Here is a 19964-nt window from a genome sequence, read left to right on the forward strand (position 1 = left end):
GGGCAAGGGAGTGGCCATGGTGCAGCAGGCCTGCCGCGCTGACAAACGACTTTGCAGCCAGTCATGCGTGCAAAAAATGCACGCATGGGTTTGGCGAAGGACTGCCTGCGATGGCTTCGCCACAGGACCGCGCCAGCAAAAAGAAGCGGCGCGCACCCAGCCCATCGGCCAGACGCGCGCCGCCCCATCGTTCAGCGCGCCGGGCGCAGCTTGACGCCGGGGAAGTCCACCGGCACGGCCAGCGCCACGTTCACGTAGTTGGTGAACAGGTTGAGCGCCACATGGGCCACGATCTCTACGATCTGCTCGTCGTTCACGCCCTGGTCGCGCAGGGCCTGCACATCGGCCGCATCGACCTGGCCGCGTTCGTTGACCAGTTGCAGCACAAAGCGCAGCACGGCGGCCGTGCGCGGGTCGGCGGATTCGCCCGCCTGCGCGGCGGCCAGGGCCTCGCCACTCACGCCCGCCTTGCGGCCCAGTGCGGTGTGGGCGGCCAGGCAGTAGTCGCAGGCATTGCGGTTGGCCACGGCCACGGCGATCTGCTCGCCCAACGCGGCGCCGATCACGCCGCCGCCCAACGCGCCAAACGCACCCCACATGCTTTGCAGCGCAGCGGGCGAGTTGGCCACGGCGCGGAACATGTTGGGCGTGGCGCCAAAGGCTCCGTGGACCTGGTCGAGCACGGCGCGCACAGTGCCGGTGGCGGCAGTGCGGTCAACGAGGGGGACGCGGGCGACGGAAGAAGAAGTAGCGGACATGGTGTGTTCCTTGAAGGTCATGAAGGGTGGGTGAGAACTTGTGCCTGTTCTCGGCACCCCTGCAGTGTCCGGCGCCAGCGTGTACCATTGGGCACATAAAATCCACAATTCATACCAAATCATCCAAAACCATGCCACCAAGCGTTCCTACACCCGCGCAGGCCTCCACCCCGCTCGACCGGTTGTCGCCGCTGCTGGAGCGGTTTCGGGTGCGGGCGCACCTGTTCCACAACGGGCCGCTGTGTGGCGTGACGCACTTTGCGGCGGCGCCGGGCCGGGGCTTTTTGCATGTGCTGCGCCAGGGCGAGATGGTGGTCACGCACCAGCCCCAGGCGGGCCCGCCCGAGCGGCTTCAGGTGTGCGAGCCCAGCCTGCTGTTCTATGCCCGACCGCTGGAGCACTTCTTTCACAACGCGCCCACCGAGGGCTCGGACTTCACCTGCGCCGCACTGGACTTTGACGGCGGTGCCAGCCACCCGCTGGCCCGCGCCCTGCCCCCGCTGGTGGTGCTGCCGCTGGGCGCGGTGGACGGGCTGCAGCAGTCGCTGGACCTGCTGTTTGCCGAAACCGACCGCCTGCGCTGCGGCCACCGCGTGCTGGCCGACCGCCTGTTTGAAGTGGTGCTGCTGCAGTTGCTGCGCTGGCTGCTGGATCACCCGGAGCAGGCGCAGATGCCCCCCGGCCTGCTGACGGGTCTGGCCGACCCGCAACTGTCGCGCACGCTCACGGCCCTGCACGAGGCACCCGGCGAGCCGTGGAGCCTGGCGCAGATGGCGCAGCAGGCGGGCATGTCGCGCAGCGCGTTTGCCGCCCGCTTCAAGGCCGTGGTGGGGGACACGCCAGCCGACTACCTGGCGCACTGGCGGCTCACGCTGGCGCAGGCGCATTTGCGTGCGGGCCGGTCGCTCAAGTCCATCGCCCATGAACTGGGCTACGCCAACCCCTCGGCGCTGTCGCGCGTGTTTGCGCAAAAGCTGGGGATGTCAGCGCGGGACTGGCGGGAGGCGGTGGACGAAGGGCGTTGACACCCAGCCCGGGCAGCGCCGCAGGGGCACCCAGGAGCCCCTGGCCCCGGTTTTCAAACCAAAAGCGGCGGATGCGCTAGTGGAATATGCACCAGCAGCTATTAATTACATAGCAAATAGCCACCCACCGCGCGCGCCCCCTCCACGAGGCGCGTCACGCCTTCTCAGACGTTGATGGCCGCTGCCGACCCGGCCTGCTTGCGCAGCTCAAACTTCTGGATCTTGCCGGTGCTGGTCTTGGGCAGCTCGCCAAACACCACGGCGCGTGGCACCTTGAAGCCCGCCAGATGCTTCTTGCAGTGCGCCACGATGTCTTCGGGCGTGGTCTGCGCGCCGGCCTTCAGCTCGACAAAGGCGCAAGGCGTCTCGCCCCACTTGGGGTCGGGCTTGGCCACCACGGCGGCGGCCAGCACGTCGGGATGGCGGTAGAGCACGTCTTCTACCTCGATGGACGAGATGTTCTCACCGCCCGAGATGATGATGTCCTTGCTGCGGTCCTTGATCTTGATGTAGCCGTCGGGGTACTGCACGGCCAGATCGCCGCTGTGGAACCAGCCGCCCGCAAAGGCCTCGTCGGTGGCCTTGGGGTTCTTGAGGTAGCCCTTCATGGCGATGTTGCCCTTGAACATGATCTCGCCCATGGTTTCGCCGTCCTGCGGCACGGGCAGCATGGTCTCGGGGTCGAGCACGCGCACGTCGCGCTCCAGGTGGTAGCGCACGCCCTGGCGGGCGTTGAGGCGGGCACGCTCGCCGATGTCCAGGGCATCCCAGGCCTCGTGTTTGGCGCACACGGTGGCCGGGCCGTACACCTCGGTCAGGCCGTACACATGGGTCAGGTCAAACCCCATTTTTTCCATGCCTTCGATCATCGACGCCGGTGGCGCCGCGCCTGCCACCATGGCCTTGACGCCAGATGGCACACCCGCCTTCATCGCCTCGGGCGCGTTGACCAGCAGCCCGTGCACGATGGGCGCGCCGCAGTAGTGCGTGACGCCGTGCGTGCGAATGGCGTCGAAGATGGCCTGCGCGTCCACGCGGCGCAGGCACACGTTGACACCCGCACGCGCTGCGATGGTCCACGGAAAGCACCAGCCGTTGCAGTGGAACATGGGCAGCGTCCACAGGTACACCGCGTGCTTGGGCATGTCCCACTCCAACACGTTGCTGATGGCGTTGGTGGCGGCGCCCCGGTGGTGGTAGACCACGCCTTTGGGGTTGCCGGTGGTGCCGCTGGTGTAGTTGAGCGCAATCGCATCCCACTCATCGGCGGGCAGGCTCCAGGCAAAGGCCGCGTCGCCGCTGGCCACAAAGGCTTCGTAGTCGGTGCCGCCCAGGCTTTGAACGGCGGGGCCATAAAGCGCGTCCTGCACCTCGATCACGCGGATGGGCGTGGTGCCCGTGCGCAGGGCCAGTGCCTTGGCCATGGTGCCGGTGAACTCCGGGTCCACGATCACGGCCTTGGCCTCGCCGTGGTCGAGCATGAAGGCGATGGCCTCCGGGTCGAGCCGGGTGTTGAGGGTGTTGAGCACCGCGCCCGCCATGGGCACGCCAAAGTGCGCCTCCACCATCGGCGGCGTGTTGGGCAGCATCACGGCCACGGTGTCGTTCTTGCCGATGCCGGCCTGGGTCAGCGCGCTGGCCAGCTGGCGGCAGCGCGCGTAGGTCTGGGCCCAGGTCTGGCGCAGCGTGCCGTGCACGATGGCCAGGCGGTCGGGGTAGACCTCGGCCGTGCGTTCGATGAACGACAGGGGCGACAGGGCGGCAAAGTTGGCTTCGTTGCGGGGCAGGTGCTGGTCAAAGATGGAGGTCATGGGTCGGTGCAAGAAGGTGAACTACACACAGCCTAGCGCCGCAGGCTGACACGAAAGCAACACGGGCCGGCGCAGGCGCGGTGTGGACTGCGGTGCGCAGCCTCACAACCTTCGCTTGTGGCTCTGCTTGATGCGGTACATGGCCGCGTCGGCGCTGGCCATGAGTGTGCGCGCATCCTGCGCGTCGCGGGGGAACAGGCTCAGGCCGATGCTGGCGCGCACGGCCAGGGGTTCGCCGTCGATGTCCAGTGGCGGCTCGAACGCGTGCTGCAGCTTGGTCACGATCTGCAGCGCGGCCTCTTCGGAATCCACGTTTTCGCACAGCACCGTGAACTCGTCCCCGGCGAGCCGGGCCACGGTGTCCACCTGCCGCACGGCGCCGACGATGGTGCGTGCCACCGCCTGCAGCACCAGGTCGCCCACAGCATGCCCGCGCGCGTCGTTGATGGCTTTGAACTCATCCAGGTCCACGAACAAGAGGGCACAGCTGCGGCCGCTGCGGCGCGACAGCTCCAGCACCTGGGCCAGGCGCTGCTCGAACATGCGGCGGTTAGGCAGGCCGGTGAGTGCGTCGTGGTGCGCCAGGTGGGCCATGGCGTCACGGCTCAGGTTCAGCTCGGCCAGCTGGCGGCTGATCTGCTGCTCCATGTCCTGGAAGCTGCGGGCCAGCTCGCCCACCTCGTCGCCCCGGTGCACCGGCAGCGCGCCGTGGGCCTCCCCACGCGAAAACGCCTGCGCCGCCTTCACCATGGCCTGCAGCGGCTGAGTCACCAGGCGCGATACCCCGGCCGCCAGGGCCACACCCACCACGCTGAGCACCAGCAGGATCTTGAGGATGCTGCGGCCCAGGTCCAGCACCTCGCCCTGCACCACGGCCAGCGGCTGCGAGAGCCCCACGACCATGAAACGCCCCTCGTCCGCGTTGCCAAAGGGCATGCGCACAAAGGCGAAAACACGCGCCTCCTCGTCGTCGGTGCCGGACTGGCTGAGTACCGCCTCTTCGGCACGGCCGTCGACCAGCGCGGCCACCTGCGGGAACGACTCCTGGATCAGGATGCGCTGGCCCCGGTCAAAGCCAAAGGTCTGCGCGGCGTCCGGGTGCACCAGAAAGTCACCCCAACGGTTGCTCAGATAAAACCCGTAAGGGGTCGGCAGCGCCGCATTGAAGTTGTGCAGGAACGGCGCGGCCGCCACCCGCACCACCACCACGCCCCGCAGCTGGCCCCCCTGCACCACAGGCGACGCCATGTTGAACACGGGCACGGCCGCCTCCTGCGCGGCGTCTTCATGGTTGATGCCGAACTCGGACACATACACCTCCCCATCGGGCAGGCTGAGGGCCTCGAACACAAACGGAAAGTGCGACTTCTCCTGCAGCTGGTCATCGGGCACGCGCACCAGCTTGTCGCCCTGGCGGTCGATGCGCACCAGCTCCAGCCCGTAGTCGCTGGCGCTGATGAAGCGGATCTGCAAATAGGCGGGATGGGCCTGCAGGTTGGCCTTGAACAGGTCGGCCAGCCGTCCCTGGTCTTGTTCGACGGCAGCGGCGTCGGCCAGAAAGGCTGTGTCGCGCGCCACCGTGCCAAAGCCCGCCTGCATGTGGCGCGCCAGCACCTGCGTGGTGGCCAGCAGCGAGCGCTCGGCCCGCCCCTGCAGGCGTTCGCGGCTCGAGTCAAAGGTGTAGTAGCCCGCCAGAATGGCCGCGAACACACTGAACGAGGCCAGCAGGGCCCCCAGCCTCAGCGCGATGCTCCATTTCACGCGTGCCATCGGTCAGAACCGGTTGGGTCGGTCGCCCGACACGATGCGTTGCCAGAGGCGGGCGCGCAGGGCTTCGTCTTCCACCGGCTCCAGCCACACAATGGGGCCCATGGTCCCCCCGGGCACATCGCCCGCCAGCGCCGGCGGCTCGTCCAGGGTGTTGGCCAAACCCTGGCGCCGCGTGAACTCGCGGCTCACGGCCGGGTCGAGCATGTAGTTGATCCACTCGGCAGCCAGCGCGACCTGGGTGGAGCGGCGGGTGATGGCCCAGCAATCCAGCCAGGCCAGCGCGCCCTCCTTGGGCACCACGTAGCCCACATCCAGCCCCGCATCGCGCAGCTGCTTGAGCTGCTGCTGGCCGTAGTTGGCGTGCATTACCGCCACCTTGTGCTTGCGAAACAGCTCCACCGACTCCTCGGGCAGGCTGTAGAACGACCGCACATTGCGCCGCAGGGCCACCAGGTCCTTGGCCAGCGGGCTGAAACGGGCGGGGTCGATGCGAAACGGCGGCAGGCCCCGGCGCATGGCGGCCAGCGAAAAACCGTGGCTGCTGCCGTCAAACGCCAGCACCTTGCCCTGCCAGCGTGGGTCCCACAGCACGGCGATCGACTGCGGTGGCGTGCTGAACTGCTGGCGGTCGTACACCAGCCCCATCTCGGAATAGGTGAAGGGCATGGCATAGACCTCGCCCCGCCAGCCAATGCCCGAGATGGTGTGCAGCTGGCGAAACCGGGGCAACTGCCCAGCAGTGTTGCGGATGTTGCCGAGCGGCAACGGCGCGAGCTTGTCATGGAGGATCAGCCGCGCAATTTCCGCCGTGTTGGCAGCCACCAGGTCAAAACCCGGCCCGTCGGTGCTGTCCATCTTGGCGCGCAAGACGTCGTCCGATGCCACGATGGTGATCTCCACCTTGACCCCATGGCGCTTCTCGAACACCGCGACAAAGTCCGGGTCGGCATAACCCGGCCAGGCCAGCACCCTGAGGACCGTCGCGGCCTGCGAGGCCCCCGGCAGCCATGCGAGCCCCGCCAGCGCGAACAGCAGCACGGGCAGGCTGGCGCGCCACCCGTGCAGCGCCCTACCCGCCAACGCCCGCCCACATGCCGCGAACCCCATGCCAAAAGCCTTTCCAGCAATAACTGGTTACAAAGAGTTTACGCGGACAATAGGGCGCGTGACGATCCCTCAGTCTTTCATTCAGGAACTGCTCACCCGTGTGGACGTGGTGGACATCGTGGGGCGCTACGTCCAGCTGAAAAAAGGTGGCGCCAATTTCATGGGGCTGTGCCCCTTTCACGGAGAGAAGTCGCCCTCTTTCAGCGTCAGCCCCGCCAAGCAGTTCTATCACTGCTTTGGCTGCGGCAAGAACGGCAATGCCATCAGCTTTCTGATGGACCACGCGGGCATGGGGTTTGTCGAGGCCGTCCAGGACCTGGCCCAGAGCGTGGGCCTGCAGGTGCCCGATGACGACATCTCCCCGCAGGAAAAGGAACGCGCCGCCGCCGCGCGACAGAAACAAGCCACGCTGAACGAGGTGCTGGAGAAAGCCGCCGACGCCTACCGCCGCCACCTGCGCGAGTCGCAGCGCGCCATTGGGTATTTCAAGGGCCGGGGTGTCTCGGGCGCAGTGGCCAAGCGCTACGGCCTGGGCTACGCGCCCGAAGGCTGGCGCAGCCTGGCCAGCGTGTTTCCGAGCTACGACGACCCGCTGCTGGAGGAAAGCGGCCTGGTCATCGTCAACGACGAAGACGGTGGCAAGCGCTATGACCGGTTCCGCGACCGGGTGATGTTCCCCATCCGCAACGTCAAGGGCGAGTACATCGGCTTTGGTGGCCGGGTGCTGGGGGACGACAAGCCCAAGTACCTCAACTCCCCCGAAACCCCGGTGTTCCACAAGGGGCGCGAGCTGTACGGCCTGTTCGAGGCCCGCACGCCCATCCGGGAGGCAGGCTACGCGCTGGTCACCGAGGGCTATATGGACGTGGTGGCCCTGGCGCAGCTGGGTTTTCCGAACGCGGTGGCCACACTGGGCACGGCGTGCACGCCAGAGCATGTGCAAAAGCTGCTGCGGTTTACCGACGCGGTGGTGTTCAGCTTTGACGGCGACAACGCCGGGCGGCGCGCCGCGCGCAAGGCCCTGGACGGCGCCCTGCCCCACGCTACCGACACGCGCAGCATCAAGTTTTTGTTCCTGCCCGCAGAGCACGACCCGGACAGCTTCATCCGCGATCATGGCACCGACGCCTTTGCGCGCCATGTGAGCGACGCCATGCCGCTGAGCCGCTTCCTGGTCGAGTCGGCCAGCGAGGGCTGCGACCTGGCCACCGCCGAAGGCCGCGCGCACATGGCCAGCAATGCACGCCCGCTGTGGACGGCGCTGCCCGACGGCGTGCTCAAGCGCCAGCTGCTGGGCGAGCTGGCCGAGCTGACCCAGCTCAATTCCCGCGACCTGTCCGACCTGTGGGGCCAGGCCGCCGCCCGCGACGGCCTGCGCGCTGCACACCATGCCCCCCCGCAGCGCCACCCGCCCCGTACCGCCCCTGATGACGCCCCCAGTTGGGATGCCCCGCCCGACACCGATGGCTGGCAACCCCACAGCGAGTCGACAGGCACGGCCTACGACCCCGGCTACGGCAGTTACGGCAACCAGGGAGGCTACGGAGGCCAAAATGGCTATGGCAGCGGCGGCAAGCCTCCGTTCCGCAAGGGAGGCGACTGGAAAAGCGGCGGGGGCTGGAAAAAACGCGACAAGGACGCTCCCTGGCCGCCCCAGCCCCGTTTGCCCCGCACGCCGGCCATGGGCCGGGCGGACCACGCGGCGCGGCTGCTGCTGTCGCACATGGCGTTTCTGGAAGAGCTGACGCACGACGACCACACCACACTGGCGGCCCAGCCTGCGCCCCATGGGCCACTGTTTGCGTGGCTGGAGGCGCAGTTCCACGAACATGGCCCCCTGGCCTGGGCCGTGCTGCGCGAAAGCCTGCGCGATCACGAGTGCGAAGAGCTGGCCGTCAAGGTGATGACCGGCTCGCATGCGCAGACCGAGGGCGAACTGCACGAATTGCGGCTGGAGCTGCGCGACCTGCTCACCCGCATGCAGATCGAAGAGATCAAGGAGCAGCAAAAAGTGCTGGTGCTGCAGGTGGCACAAGACCCCTCTGCCCTGGAGCGTTACCGGGCGCTGGCCGAAAAGCGCAAGGAACTGGAGCAAATAGCGCCAAAAACCACTTGAATAGGGTCTGGGCGGTATAATATAAGGTTAGTTATTGGCAAGAGCGACAGCAGCACCTCCGAGCCGGGCCACCGTGACAAACGCGCACCTATGCGCTGATGGGCCCACTTATCGCAAGGACTGCACACCAAATGATCGCCCAGACATCTTGCCGCTGAGGGCTCCCCCTCAAGCGCAAAGCCCTCGTTGCTTTGCGTTGCCACCCGCGCCGGGATCTGAGGCGCTTGCGTTTTCTTTGTGTCCGTTTTTGATTCTGAGGTTGCTCCATGCCCGCTCAAAAGTCCGCGAAGTCGCCCAAGTCTGCCTCAGGCACCGCCGCAAAGGCTGTCTCCAAAACCGCGGCCAAAGCGCCGGCCAAGGCGGCCCCCAAAAAGGCCGCTGCCGCCGCGCCCGCCCCGGTCGCCAAGAAAGTGAAAACTGTGCCCGTGAAAAGTACCGCCGAGCTGATCAAAGCTGCCGATGAGTTGCTGAAGAAGAAACCTGCCCGCGCAAAGGCCGTCGCCGCAGCCGCCGACGACGAAGAAGCGCCCAAGAAAAAGCCTGGCCGCCCCGCCAAGGCCGCTGGTGCCGCCGAAGCCAAAGCCCCCGCCAAGCGCGGCCGCAAGCCCAAGGCAGCCGCCGGCGGTGATGAGAGCGTGGACGACACCGACCTGTCGGACATCGAAGCCGACCTCGAAGGCGAGATCGAAGAGACCCCTGAGGCAGCCGCCACGGTCGAGAAGGTCAAGCCCCTGCGCATGAAGATCAGCAAGGCGAAGGAACGCGCCTTGATGAAGGAATTCGGCCTGGACGAAACCGTCCTGTCCGAAGAAGACATGCAAAAGCGCCGCCAGCGCCTCAAGGCCCTGATCAAGCTGGGCAAGACCCGCGGCTACCTCACGCACGTGGAAATCAACGACCACTTGCCCGACAAGCTGGTCGATGCCGAAACCCTCGAAGCCGTCATCACCACCCTGAACGACCTGGGCGTGGCGGTGTACGAGCAGACGCCCGATGCCGAAGCGCTGATCATCACGGACAACGCTCCCGCTGGCGCCACCGAGGAAGAAGCCGAAGAAGCCGCCGAAGCCGCGCTGTCCACCGTGGACTCGGAATTCGGCCGTACCACCGACCCCGTGCGCATGTACATGCGCGAAATGGGCACCGTGGAGCTGCTGACCCGCGAAGGCGAAATCGAAATCGCTAAGCGCATCGAAGGCGGCCTGATGGCCATGATGGAGGCGATCAGCGCATCGCCCGCCACCATCGCCGAGATCCTCAACATGGGCGAGGAGATCCGCGAAGGCAAGGTCGTCATCTCGACCATCGTGGACGGCTTCTCCAACCCCAACGAGGCCGACGACTATGTGGCCGAAGAAGACTTTGATGAATTCGACGAGGCCGATGACGACGACGGCAAGGGCGGCTCCAAGGCGCTGACCAAGAAACTCGAAGAACTCAAGAAGCAGGCACTGGAGCGCTTCGACAAGCTGCGCGAGCTGTTCGAAAAAGTGCACAAGGTCTACGACAAGGAAGGCTACGGCACACCCGCCTATGTCAAAGCACAAGCCGCTTTGTCGGCCGAGCTGATGACCATCCGCTTTACCGCCAAGACCATCGAGAAGCTGTGCGACATGGTGCGCGGCCAGGTGGACGACGTGCGCAAGAAGGAACGTGAGCTGCGCCGCATCATCGTGGACAAGTGCGGCATGCCCCAGGAGACCTTCATCAAGGACTTCCCACCCAACCTGCTGAACCTGCAGTGGGTCGAGAAGCAGGCCACCGCCGGCAAGCCCTGGTCGGCAGTAATTGCGCGCAACATCCCGCCCATCCAGGACCTGCAACAGAAGCTGATCGACCTGCAGTCGCGCGTGGTCGTGCCGTTGGCCGAACTCAAAGGCATCAACAAGCGCATGAACGAAGGTGAAGCCACCTCGCGCGATGCCAAGAAGGAAATGATCGAGGCCAACCTGCGCCTCGTGATCTCGATCGCCAAGAAGTACACCAACCGTGGCCTGCAGTTCCTCGATTTGATCCAGGAAGGCAACATCGGCCTGATGAAGGCGGTGGACAAGTTCGAATACCGCCGGGGCTACAAGTTCTCGACGTACGCCACCTGGTGGATTCGCCAGGCCATCACCCGCTCGATCGCCGACCAGGCGCGCACCATCCGTATCCCGGTGCACATGATCGAGACGATCAACAAGATGAACCGCATCAGCCGCCAGCACTTGCAAGAGTTTGGTTTTGAGCCCGATGCGTCCATCCTGGCGGCCAAGATGGAGATCCCCGAGGACAAGATTCGCAAGATCATGAAGATCGCCAAAGAGCCGATCTCCATGGAAACGCCGATCGGCGACGACGACGACAGCCACCTGGGCGATTTCATCGAGGACGGTGCCAACACCGCGCCTATCGAAGCCGCCATGCAGGCCGGCCTGCGCGACGTGGTCAAGGACATCCTGGACGGCCTCACGCCGCGCGAAGCCAAGGTGCTGCGCATGCGCTTCGGTATCGAGATGACCAGCGACCACACGCTGGAAGAAGTGGGCAAGCAGTTCGACGTGACCCGCGAGCGCATTCGCCAAATAGAAGCCAAGGCGCTGCGCAAGCTCAAGCACCCCAGCCGCTCTGACAAGCTGCGCAGCTTCATCGACTCGCTGTAAGCCTCGCGACCCAGCCTTTACTGGCTCCAACGCCCTGCCCCGCACCTGCGGCGCAGGGCGTTTTTCATGGTGCGCTGATCGACGCACCGCTCTGTACCGGGACATAAACCCCGCGTTTACCCTGATGCCAGCGACAGCAGACTGACAGCTTGGCTGGCGACCATTGCGCGCAGCCTAGGTGGTGCGCAGGTCCCTTCCCTGTGCATACCGCCACAGGCTGACTGCGTTGCTTCGGCGTGGCAACGCGCAAGCAACCCAGTCAGGGCGCTCCCGCAGCGGCCTGAGATCTGGTTCCCGATGCCCTTCCTGCCTTCCCTCTTGTCAAAGGACTTTCCATGTCTGCAGCCATCGACCGCCGCCGTGCCCTTGCCCAATCCGTTGCGACCGCCCTGGCCTGGACTGCGCTCGGCCCCTCCGCCTGGGCGCAGAGCGCTGCGACAGCAGCCCGTCCTGCCCCTGCAGCCGCCAAGCCTGCCAAGCTGGCGGGCACCGTGCGCATCGTGATCCCTGCCAATGCCGGTGGCGGCTGGGACCAGACAGGCCGAGCCCTCGGAGCAGCCATGGTCGCAGCCGGCGCTGCGGACCAGGTGGAATACGAAAACATCGGTGGCAAGGGCGGCACCATCGGCCTGGCCAAATACGCCGAAAAGTACAGCAACGACCCCAACACGCTGCTGATGGGTGGCATGGTGATGGTGGGCGCCGTGGCACTGCAAAAGCCTGCAGTGGACATGACACAGATCCAGCCCCTGGCGCGGCTCACCAGCGACTATCTGGTGGCCGCAGTGGCCGCCAACTCGCCCATCAAGACCACCAAGGACCTCGCCGATGCGCTGCGTGCCGACCTCAAGGCCGTGCCGATTGCCGGCGGTTCGGCCGGTGGTGTGGACCACATCTACGCAGGCGTGCTGGCCCGCGCCGCCAAGGCCAACCCGGAGGGGCTGGTCTACAAACCCTTCCCTGGCGGTGCCGAGGTGGTCGAGGCCGTGCTGTCGGGCAACGCGGCCCTGGGTTTGTCGGGCTACAGCGAGTTCAACGATGCCATTGCCAGCGGCAAGCTGCGCGCCGTGGGCGTGTCGTCGCGCCGCAGCGTCTTTGGCCTGCCGTCGTTCCGCGAACAAGGGCTGGATGCCGTGATGGCGAACTGGCGCGGTGTGTTCACCGGCAAGGGCGTGTCCGCCGCACGCACGGCGGAGATGCTGGCCGCCGTTGAGGCCGCCACCCGCCACGAATCCTGGCTGCGCACGCTCAAGCAGAACCGGTGGGAACCCTCTTGGCTCACCGGCAAGGATTTGGCAGAGTTCATGGAACTGGACCTCACGACCGCCCGCGTGATGGTGTACCTGCTCAAGCTGAAGGCCTGAGAAGGTCTGAACACCCCCGCCGCAAGCGCCTCTGAGCACCAGCCGACCGGCCTGCTGCAGAACCTTTGGAGCCTCTGATGAAAATGTCCAACTACTCCATCGGCGCACGCATGGCCACGGCCCTGGGCCTGGTGCTGGCCCTGTTGCTGGGGGCCGCGCTGTTCGGCATTGCCGCCCTGTACCGAACGCTGGGCACCTACGACACCACGGTGCAACAGCGCGTGGCGCAGGAGCGCGCCGTGAGCCGCATGGAAAGCGAGTTCAAGACCCAGGTGCTGGAGTGGAAGAACACCCTGCTGCGTGGCGAGGACTCGCGCAAGCGCGAGTTGCACTGGAACGCTTTCCAGGCCAGTGAAAAACGGGTGGCCGATGCGGCCAAGGCGCTGGAGCCCCAGCTGACCGACGCGCAGGAAAAGGCGGCGCTGCAAAAGTTCACCCAGGCCCACGCCCAGATGGCGCAGGGCTACCGCAAGGGCTTTGAGGTGTTCCAGTCGCTGGGCTTTGTGCCCTCGGCGGGCGATGCGGACGTGGCCGACATCGACCAGGGCCCGGCCAAGCTGCTCACCGAGCTGAGCCAGCAGGTGGCCGCCAGCAGTGCAGCCATCGCCCAGGAGGCTGCGCAGGACGCCCGGCGCGCACTGTTCAGCAGCCTGGTGGCACTCGCGCTGGTCACGGCGCTAGGCGCCTGCGCGGGCTGGCTGCTCACCCGCTCGGTGGTGCGCCCCCTGGGGGTGGCGGTGTCGGTGGCGCACAAGGTGGCGGCGGGCGATCTCACCACCCGAATCGAGGTCGAGGGCAAGGATGAACCCGCGCGCCTGCTGGAGGCGTTGCGCGCCATGCAGGACAACCTGGAAAACGTGGTCTCTGGCGTGCGCAGCAATGCCGAGGGCGTAGCCAGCGCCAGTGCTGAAATCGCGCAGGGCAATGCCGACCTGAGCATGCGCACCGAAGAGCAGGCATCGTCGCTGGACGAAACCACCTCGTCCATGCAGCAGCTGCAATCCACGGTGCAGCAGAACGCCTCCAACGCCCAGCGCGCGAACGAACTGGCGCGCAACGGCGCCACTGTGGCGCAGAGGGGGGGTGACGTGGTCACGCAGATGGTGGAGGTGGTCCAGGGCATCCAGGACAGCTCGCGCCGCATTGCCGACATCATTGGCGTCATCGACGGCATCGCATTCCAGACCAACATCCTCGCGCTCAATGCCGCCGTCGAGGCCGCGCGCGCCGGTGAACAAGGCCGGGGCTTTGCCGTGGTGGCCAGCGAGGTGCGCAACCTCGCCACCCGCAGCGCCAGCGCCGCGCGCGAGATCAAGCAGCTCATCCAGACCAGCGTGGAGCGCGTGCAGGCCGGCTCGGACCTGGCGCGCAACGCAGGCACCACCATGGCCGAGGTGGTGTCGTCCATCCAGGGTGTGAGCGCGCTGATGGAAGAGATCAGCCAGGCCAGCGCCGCGCAGACCAGCGACATGCTGCGCGTGACGCAGGCCATCGTGCGCATGGACGAGGCGACACAGCAGAACGCCGCCCTGGTCGAAGAAAGCGCCGCTGCCGCAGGCAGCCTGAGCGGGCAAGCGCAGCAACTGGTGGAGGCCGTGGAGGTGTTCCGCCTGCGCCACGCCCATCCCGCGCTCCCCGCGCCGCGCGCCTGATACCGGGTACCGCAAGGCAGTTGCACATCACACCGCCCCCGCGGTGGCACCGCAGCCCTGCGGGCGCAGGGCCACGGCGGCCATGCAAATGCTATCAATACAATAGCTACTCAGGCATATTGCACTAGCGCAAGCGCCCGAAAATCCTCAAAACCTGCCTGCTGCTGCGCAAAAGCACGCTGCAGGCAGCCCCCTGCGCTGCGTCAGTCGATCTTCACGTTCGCGTTCTTCACCACCTGCGCCATGCGCGCTGCTTCGCTGCGGAAGAAGGCGGCGGCTGGCTCGGGCGGCGTGAGCTTGATCTCGTAGCCCTGCGCAATCAGCGCCTCACGGGCCTCGGGCATCTCCATGGCGGCCTTGAAGCCGTTGTACAGCCGCGCCAGCTCGGCCTTGGGCAGGCCCGCAGGCGCCACGGGGGCGATCCACCCATCCAGCTCATAGCCCGGCAGGCCTTGCTCGGCAATGGTGGGCACGCCCGGCAGTGCCGCCACGCGGGTGGCCGTGGTCACCCCCAGGGCCCGCAAGGCGCCTGCCTTGATGTGCGCAGCCGCGGGTGCCACTGCCACCACCCCCAGCTGCACCTGCCCGCCCAGGATGTCGTTCATCAGCGGGCCCATGCCCCGGTAGGGAATGTGCTTGATGTCGATCTTGGCCTGATCCACGAACATGGCCGCGCCCAGGTGCAGGATGGTGCCGTTGCCCGACGAGCCATAGTTGAGCACGCCGGGTTTGGACTTGGCCAGCGCGATCAGCTCCTGCACCGTCTTGGCGGGCACCGCAGGGTGCGCGACCAGCACAAACGGCGTGGCACCGAGGATAGTGATGGGGGTGATATCGGCCAGCGAGTCGAACGGAATGTTCTTGTACACGCTGGGGTTGACCACGTGGTTGTTGGACACCACGCCGATCACCGAGCCGTCCTTGGGTGCGCGCACGATTTGCGTGGTGCCGGTGATGCCGCCCGCGCCCGGCAGGTTCTCGATGACGATGGGCTGGCCCAGCGCCTTGGCCAGGCTGCTGCTGATGGCTCGGATGGCGCCGTCGGCCCCTGAGCCCGCCGACAGCGGCAGGATCACGCGCAGCGGCTTGCCATCACCCTGGGCACGGGCCAGGCGGGGCAGGCCCCAGGCGGCGGCGCCCAGCGCGGCCGCGCCGGTGGCCAGCGCCTGGCGGCGCGTGAGCACGCCATGGCGGGCGGGCGCGATGCGGTGCATGTCAAAAGCAGGGGTGGGCTGGGGCACGGTTGTCTCCGGTAGTGGGGTTGGAATCCGGGGCCTGCGGTCTGCGCCGCGTGGGCTGCCCCGGTCGTCAAGGAAAAATCAGGCAATGGCCCCGGTGGCCTGCAGCGCGGTCACCTCATCGGCCGTATAGCCCAGGCCCTGCAGCAGCTCCGCCGTGTGCTGACCCAGGCGCGGCGGGTCGCAGCGCACATCCAGGCGCTGGCCGTCCATGCGCAGCGGCATCAGCGTGATCTGTGCGGTCTGCCCGGCACGTTCGCCATCGGGCAGCGTGATGTCGGCGAGGCCCCCCGTGGCTTGCAGGTGCGGGTCGTCAAACAGTTCTTCGGGCCGGCGGATGGGTGCAAACGGCAGGCCGTGGCGCTCGAAGATGGCGGCCAGTTCGTCGGCCGTGTGCTGCGCCAGCCGCTCGCGCAGCACCGGCATCAGCGTGGGGCGGGCGCGCACGCGGTCGTTGTTGGTGGCCAGGCCGGTGTCGGCCTTCAGGTCGGCATAGCCCATGGCGTCGCAGAAGGTCTGCCACTGCGCATCGCTCACGGCGGCCAAAAAGATCTGCCCGCCGTCCTTCACGCTGAACACGTCGTACACGGCCCAGGACGAGATGCGGTCGGGCATGGGGGCCGCCGGTTTTCCGGTGACGGCGTACTGCATCATGTGCTGGCCGACCAGGAACACGTTGTTCTCGAACAGGGCCGAGTCCACCTCCTGCCCGCGCCCGGTGATGCCGCGCTGCATCAGCGCCGCCATGGCACCGATCGCGCCGAACATGCCGCCCATGATGTCGTTCACGCTGCTGCCTGCGCGCAGCGGGTCGCCAGGGCGTCCGGTCATGTAGGCCAGGCCGCCCATCATCTGCACCACTTCGTCCAGCGCCGTGCGGTGCTCGTACGGGCCGGGCAAAAAGCCGGTGTGGTTGACGTAGATGAGGCGCGGGTTGACCTGGCTCAGCGCGGCATAGTCCAGGCCGTATTTGGTCATCACGCCAGGCTTGAAGTTCTGCGCCACCACGTCGGCCGATGCGGCCAGCTTGCGCGCCACCGCCAGGCCCTCGGGGCTCCGCAGGTCGAGCGCAATGCTCTTCTTGTTGCGGTTGAACATGGGGAAGAAGCCCGCGCCCGCGCCCAGCAGGTGGCGCGTGCGGTCGCCGTCCACGGGCTCGACCTTGATGACCTCGGCCCCCAGGTCGGCCAGCACCATGCCGCAGGTGGGGCCCATGACCATGTGGGTGAACTCCACCACGCGCAGGCCTTCCAGCGGCAGGCGGGGGGACGAGAGAGGGGCGGATGTGTCGTGCATGTTCAGAGCGTTCAGAAAGGGGTTCAGGCCGTTGCTGCTTCACGCAGCACGGCGGGTGCGGCATTCTGCGGCAGCCCGGCCTGCCAGAGGGTGCCATGCAGGGTCTCGCCCGCCAGCCATCCGGCCACGCGCTGGCGCAGCGCGAGCAGCGCAGTCACATCGATGCCGGTGGCGATGCCCATGCGCTCCAGCATGAACACGAGGTCTTCGGTGGTGACATTGCCGCTGGCGCCCGGCGCGTGCGGACAGCCGCCGATGCCCGCCAGGCAGGCATCAAAGCGCGTGATGCCTGCCTGCCAGGCGGCATAGACGTTAGCCAGGCCCATGCCGCGCGTGTCGTGGAAATGCGCGCAGGCCAGGCGGTCGCCCACCAGCGCACGCGCTTTGCCAAACAGGCGGGCGACCGCAGCCGGGTCAGCATAGCCCACGGTGTCGGCCAGGCTCACGCGGTCAGCGCCCGCATCCAGCAGCGCTTGCATCAGGCGCAGCACTTCGCTCTCAGCCACCTCGCCCTGCAGGGTGCAGCCAAAGGCCGTGCCCACGCCGCCCTCAATCAGGGTGCGGCTGCCGCTCGCGTCGCGCAGTGATCGGATGCGCGCGACCTCGGCCACCACCTCGTCGGGGGTCTTGCGTAGGTTGGCCAGGCTGTGGGCGCGGCTGGCGGACAGGGGCACGATCATCAGGTCAGCACCCTGCTCCAGCGCGCGCTCGGCGCCTTTGATGTTGGGCACCAGCACTGAGGCCACCAGGCCGGGCAGCGTTTTGGCGTGGGCCAGCACCTCGGCCGTGTCGGCCAGCTGGGGCAGCAGCCGGGCGGGCACAAAGGAGCCCACCTCGATCTCGCGCTGGCCGGCGGCGTAGGCAGCGTTGATCCATTCGATCTTGTGCGCAGTGGACACCACCGTGGCGATGCTTTGCAGGCCGTCGCGCAGGCCAACTTCGCGGACGATGGCGCGGACCACCGGGGGCTGCAGGTCGGATGGGATCAGTGAGGTGTGCACGGGATGTCTCTTTCGGGTAGGTCTGGGCAAGATTCTAAAAATTCCCGAATGAATCAGAAAATACATCTCGGAAGCCGTAACATTCCCAAACGGCATATCACAACCATGGAGGTTTGCCATGCGCGACCTGGACTTGCAGACCCTGCGCCTCTTTGCCGCCGTGTGCGAGCAGCGCAGCATCGCGCGTGTGGCCGAGCAGGAGTCCATCGTGGGCTCGGCCATCAGCAAGCGGCTGGCGCAGCTGGAAGACACGGTGGGCACACCGCTGCTGCTGCGCAAGCGCCGGGGCGTGGTGCCAACGCCTGCCGGCGAGACCCTGCTGGAGCATGCCCGCACCATGCTGGCCAGCGTAGGGCAGATCGAGCGCGACATGGCGGCCTACGCCACCGGCACCCGGGGCCATGTGCGCATGCTGGTCACGGCCTCGGTCATGGCCGAGTCGCTGGCCGACGATGTGGCGGCCTTTCTGCAAGACCCGGCACACCGCAACATCCAGATCAGCCTGGAGGAACGCGTGAGCCCGGACGTGGTGCAAGGCGTGCGCGACGGCAGCGCGTCCATCGGCATCTGCTGGGACGCAGCCGACCTGTCGGGCCTGGAAACCAGCGCCTACCGCAGCGACCACCTGGCTGTGGTGGCACACGAGTCGCACCCCGTGGCCCAGCTGCAGAGCGTGCGGTTTGCCGACGTGCTGGAGCACGAATTCGTCAGCATGCCCGCGCTCAGTGCAGTGCAGGTGCTGCTGGCGCGGGCCGCTGCGGTGGAGGGAAAAATGCTGGCCCACCGCGTGCTGGTGTCCAACTTTGACGCCGCGCTGCGGGTGGTGCGCGCCAACCTCGCCATCAGCGTGGTGCCGCGCGAAGTAGCCCAGCCGTTTGCCCAGTTGGCACCGGTGCGCATCGTCCCGCTGAGCGACCCCTGGGCCCAGCGGCGCTTTGCCATCTGCTACCGCAGCGCCCAGTGGCTGCCCCCCGCGGCCCAGTTGCTGGTCGCGCAACTGGCGGGGCTGGGGCGCAGCTGACAGGGGCCGAAAACCGTGGCCCTGTCGCAACAGTTTGATACGCAACATTGTATTTTTCGCCACTAGCGCATGTGTGCTGTGCGTTCTGAGCTACTAAACTTGTAGCAACATGGGTTCCGCGCTATAGTCTCAGCGCATCAGCGGGCCCGGTTGACGGCCACCCGCACTGAATCCAGATCCAACACTTGCGCGAGGAGAAGCGTCCATGAGCTCCAAAGAAAATGCTTCCATCAACCAGCTTTTCGAGAAACTTGAATGCCGCTATGCGCTGCGCGTGCTGTGGGCCCTGAAGGACGGCCACCCCCAGACGTTCCGCCTGCTGCAGGACAGCGTGGGTGGTATCACCCCCAACACGCTCAACACCCGCATCAAAGAGCTGCGCGAAGCCGGTTTTGTGGACCATGGCAGCGACGGCTACACCGTCACCCCCTCGGGCGCTGACCTGCTCAAGCGCCTGTCGGACGTGCAGGCCTTTGCCACCCGCTGGGTCGCAGGCCGCGCCAAGAAGGCCTGAGCCCTCTTCCGTCCCCCCTGCTCGCCCCTGCCCCGCAGGGAAAAGCCCCGCCGGACCTCCGCGCGGGGCTTTCGTTAAAATAGGGGTCAAAATAGCTTCAAGCGCAATCAAAACATGCGTCTGAAGCTATATTTTTAATAGCATACAAGGAACTCCCATGGCACTGACCACCACTGCATCCGGCCTGCAATACGAAGACACCACCGTGGGCGAAGGCGCCGAAGCCACCAAGGGCCAGAACGTGTCGGTGCACTACACCGGCTGGCTGTACAACAACGGTGAGCAAGGTGCCAAGTTCGACTCCAGCCGCGACCGCAACGACCCTTTTGAATTTGCACTGGGCGCCGGTATGGTCATCAAGGGCTGGGACGAAGGCGTACAGGGCATGAAGATCGGCGGCCAGCGCACGCTGATCATCCCCGCCGCCCTGGGCTACGGTGCGCGCGGTGCGGGCGGCGTGATCCCCCCGAACGCCACGCTCAAGTTCGACGTGGAACTGCTCAAGGTGGGCCGCTGATCTCAGCCCCCTTCCGGTCTACATCGGCATAACAAAAGCGGCCCTCGGGCCGCTTTTTTCATGCCCGCGCATCTTGCAAACGGGCTTTGGCTGGGGAGCCCTCAGGCTCCTATCCATCAAGACCAGTCC

15 protein-coding genes are annotated in these 19964 nt (G+C 66.7%); 8 read left to right on the forward strand and 7 right to left on the reverse strand.

Annotation, left to right across the window (positions count from 1 at the left end):
- Positions 1 to 191 precede the first annotated feature (191 nt).
- Positions 192 to 758 carry a carboxymuconolactone decarboxylase family protein gene (locus AC07X4_RS09875; protein ID WP_056640097.1) on the reverse strand — a complete coding sequence of 189 codons (567 nt, stop codon included), beginning with the start codon at positions 756 to 758 and terminating at the stop codon, positions 192 to 194.
- 131 nt (positions 759 to 889) lie between these two features.
- Here AC07X4_RS09875 and AC07X4_RS09880 point away from each other — a divergent pair, with 131 nt between their 5' ends.
- Entirely contained in the window at positions 890 to 1783 is an 894-nt protein-coding gene (locus AC07X4_RS09880) for an AraC family transcriptional regulator (RefSeq protein ID WP_494739965.1), read from the forward strand.
- A 164-nt stretch (positions 1784 to 1947) separates the two neighbouring features.
- On the opposite strand, the gene AC07X4_RS09885 is transcribed toward AC07X4_RS09880, so the two are convergent.
- The 3 genes from AC07X4_RS09885 to AC07X4_RS09895 form a co-directional block, all read right to left on the reverse strand.
- Entirely contained in the window at positions 1948 to 3594 is a 1647-nt protein-coding gene (locus tag AC07X4_RS09885; RefSeq protein ID WP_440595741.1) for an acyl-CoA synthetase, read from the reverse strand.
- 102 nt (positions 3595 to 3696) lie between these two features.
- Positions 3697 to 5364 (reverse strand): diguanylate cyclase domain-containing protein, encoded by a 1668-nt coding sequence (locus tag AC07X4_RS09890; RefSeq protein WP_494739966.1) that lies wholly within the window; start codon positions 5362 to 5364, stop codon positions 3697 to 3699.
- Positions 5365 to 5367: 3 nt separating this feature from the next.
- On the reverse strand, positions 5368 to 6471 hold the full coding sequence (locus tag AC07X4_RS09895; protein WP_369816963.1) for an ABC transporter substrate-binding protein: 1104 nt from the start codon (positions 6469 to 6471) through the stop codon (positions 5368 to 5370).
- A 58-nt stretch (positions 6472 to 6529) separates the two neighbouring features.
- On the opposite strand from AC07X4_RS09895, the gene dnaG reads away from it, so the two are divergent.
- The 4 genes from dnaG (at position 6530) to AC07X4_RS09915 (ending at position 14248) form a co-directional block, all read left to right on the forward strand.
- Positions 6530 to 8587 carry a DNA primase gene (dnaG, locus tag AC07X4_RS09900; protein ID WP_494739967.1) on the forward strand — a complete coding sequence of 686 codons (2058 nt, stop codon included), beginning with the start codon at positions 6530 to 6532 and terminating at the stop codon, positions 8585 to 8587.
- A gap of 266 nt (positions 8588 to 8853) precedes the next feature.
- Entirely contained in the window at positions 8854 to 11232 is a 2379-nt protein-coding gene (gene rpoD / locus AC07X4_RS09905) for an RNA polymerase sigma factor RpoD (protein ID WP_056061911.1), read from the forward strand.
- Positions 11233 to 11567: 335 nt separating this feature from the next.
- Positions 11568 to 12596 carry a Bug family tripartite tricarboxylate transporter substrate binding protein gene (locus tag AC07X4_RS09910; protein WP_108498251.1) on the forward strand — a complete coding sequence of 343 codons (1029 nt, stop codon included), beginning with the start codon at positions 11568 to 11570 and terminating at the stop codon, positions 12594 to 12596.
- Positions 12597 to 12673: 77 nt separating this feature from the next.
- The gene (locus AC07X4_RS09915; RefSeq protein ID WP_494739968.1) at positions 12674 to 14248 is read left to right on the forward strand and encodes a methyl-accepting chemotaxis protein; all 1575 of its coding nucleotides are present in this window, start codon (positions 12674 to 12676) and stop codon (positions 14246 to 14248) included.
- 203 nt (positions 14249 to 14451) lie between these two features.
- Here the strand turns inward: AC07X4_RS09915 and AC07X4_RS09920 are convergent, their stop codons facing one another.
- The 3 genes from AC07X4_RS09920 to AC07X4_RS09930 all read right to left on the reverse strand — a co-directional run bounded on the left by AC07X4_RS09920 (position 14452) and on the right by AC07X4_RS09930 (position 17783).
- Positions 14452 to 15462, reverse strand: coding sequence for a tripartite tricarboxylate transporter substrate binding protein (locus AC07X4_RS09920; RefSeq protein ID WP_494739999.1), 1011 nt, complete (start codon positions 15460 to 15462; stop codon positions 14452 to 14454).
- 105 nt (positions 15463 to 15567) lie between these two features.
- On the reverse strand, positions 15568 to 16782 hold the full coding sequence (locus AC07X4_RS09925; RefSeq protein WP_056743319.1) for a CaiB/BaiF CoA transferase family protein: 1215 nt from the start codon (positions 16780 to 16782) through the stop codon (positions 15568 to 15570).
- Positions 16783 to 16805: 23 nt separating this feature from the next.
- Positions 16806 to 17783, reverse strand: a complete 978-nt coding sequence (locus AC07X4_RS09930) for a hydroxymethylglutaryl-CoA lyase (protein WP_494739969.1) — start codon at positions 17781 to 17783, stop codon at positions 16806 to 16808.
- Between the two features lie 118 nt (positions 17784 to 17901).
- On the opposite strand from AC07X4_RS09930, the gene AC07X4_RS09935 reads away from it, so the two are divergent.
- From AC07X4_RS09935 to AC07X4_RS09945, 3 genes are all read left to right on the forward strand, one after another.
- Positions 17902 to 18804, forward strand: a complete 903-nt coding sequence (locus tag AC07X4_RS09935; protein WP_494739970.1) for a LysR family transcriptional regulator — start codon at positions 17902 to 17904, stop codon at positions 18802 to 18804.
- A gap of 205 nt (positions 18805 to 19009) precedes the next feature.
- Entirely contained in the window at positions 19010 to 19318 is a 309-nt protein-coding gene (locus AC07X4_RS09940) for a winged helix-turn-helix transcriptional regulator (protein ID WP_015013381.1), read from the forward strand.
- Positions 19319 to 19475: 157 nt separating this feature from the next.
- On the forward strand, positions 19476 to 19835 hold the full coding sequence (locus AC07X4_RS09945) for an FKBP-type peptidyl-prolyl cis-trans isomerase (protein ID WP_056061897.1): 360 nt from the start codon (positions 19476 to 19478) through the stop codon (positions 19833 to 19835).
- Positions 19836 to 19964: the final 129 nt, after the last annotated feature.

It is taken from the genome of Acidovorax sp. GW460-11-11-14-LB4 (genome assembly GCF_059423685.1).

Bases quoted from the DNA above. Each gene is read 5' to 3' on its own strand.
- AC07X4_RS09885 (WP_440595741.1), bottom strand. From the start codon at position 3,594: ATGACCTCCATCTTTGACCAGCACCTGCCCCGCAACGAAGCCAACTTT.
- AC07X4_RS09935 (WP_494739970.1), top strand. From the start codon at position 17,902: ATGCGCGACCTGGACTTGCAGACCCTGCGCCTCTTTGCCGCCGTGTGC.
- AC07X4_RS09895 (WP_369816963.1), bottom strand. From the start codon at position 6,471: ATGGGGTTCGCGGCATGTGGGCGGGCGTTGGCGGGTAGGGCGCTGCAC.
- AC07X4_RS09945 (WP_056061897.1), top strand. From the start codon at position 19,476: ATGGCACTGACCACCACTGCATCCGGCCTGCAATACGAAGACACCACC.
- AC07X4_RS09890 (WP_494739966.1), bottom strand. From the start codon at position 5,364: ATGGCACGCGTGAAATGGAGCATCGCGCTGAGGCTGGGGGCCCTGCTG.
- AC07X4_RS09925 (WP_056743319.1), bottom strand. From the start codon at position 16,782: ATGCACGACACATCCGCCCCTCTCTCGTCCCCCCGCCTGCCGCTGGAA.
- AC07X4_RS09875 (WP_056640097.1), bottom strand. From the start codon at position 758: ATGTCCGCTACTTCTTCTTCCGTCGCCCGCGTCCCCCTCGTTGACCGC.
- rpoD (WP_056061911.1), top strand. From the start codon at position 8,854: ATGCCCGCTCAAAAGTCCGCGAAGTCGCCCAAGTCTGCCTCAGGCACC.
- AC07X4_RS09910 (WP_108498251.1), top strand. From the start codon at position 11,568: ATGTCTGCAGCCATCGACCGCCGCCGTGCCCTTGCCCAATCCGTTGCG.
- AC07X4_RS09920 (WP_494739999.1), bottom strand. From the start codon at position 15,462: ATGCACCGCATCGCGCCCGCCCGCCATGGCGTGCTCACGCGCCGCCAG.
- AC07X4_RS09880 (WP_494739965.1), top strand. From the start codon at position 890: ATGCCACCAAGCGTTCCTACACCCGCGCAGGCCTCCACCCCGCTCGAC.
- AC07X4_RS09915 (WP_494739968.1), top strand. From the start codon at position 12,674: ATGAAAATGTCCAACTACTCCATCGGCGCACGCATGGCCACGGCCCTG.
- AC07X4_RS09940 (WP_015013381.1), top strand. From the start codon at position 19,010: ATGAGCTCCAAAGAAAATGCTTCCATCAACCAGCTTTTCGAGAAACTT.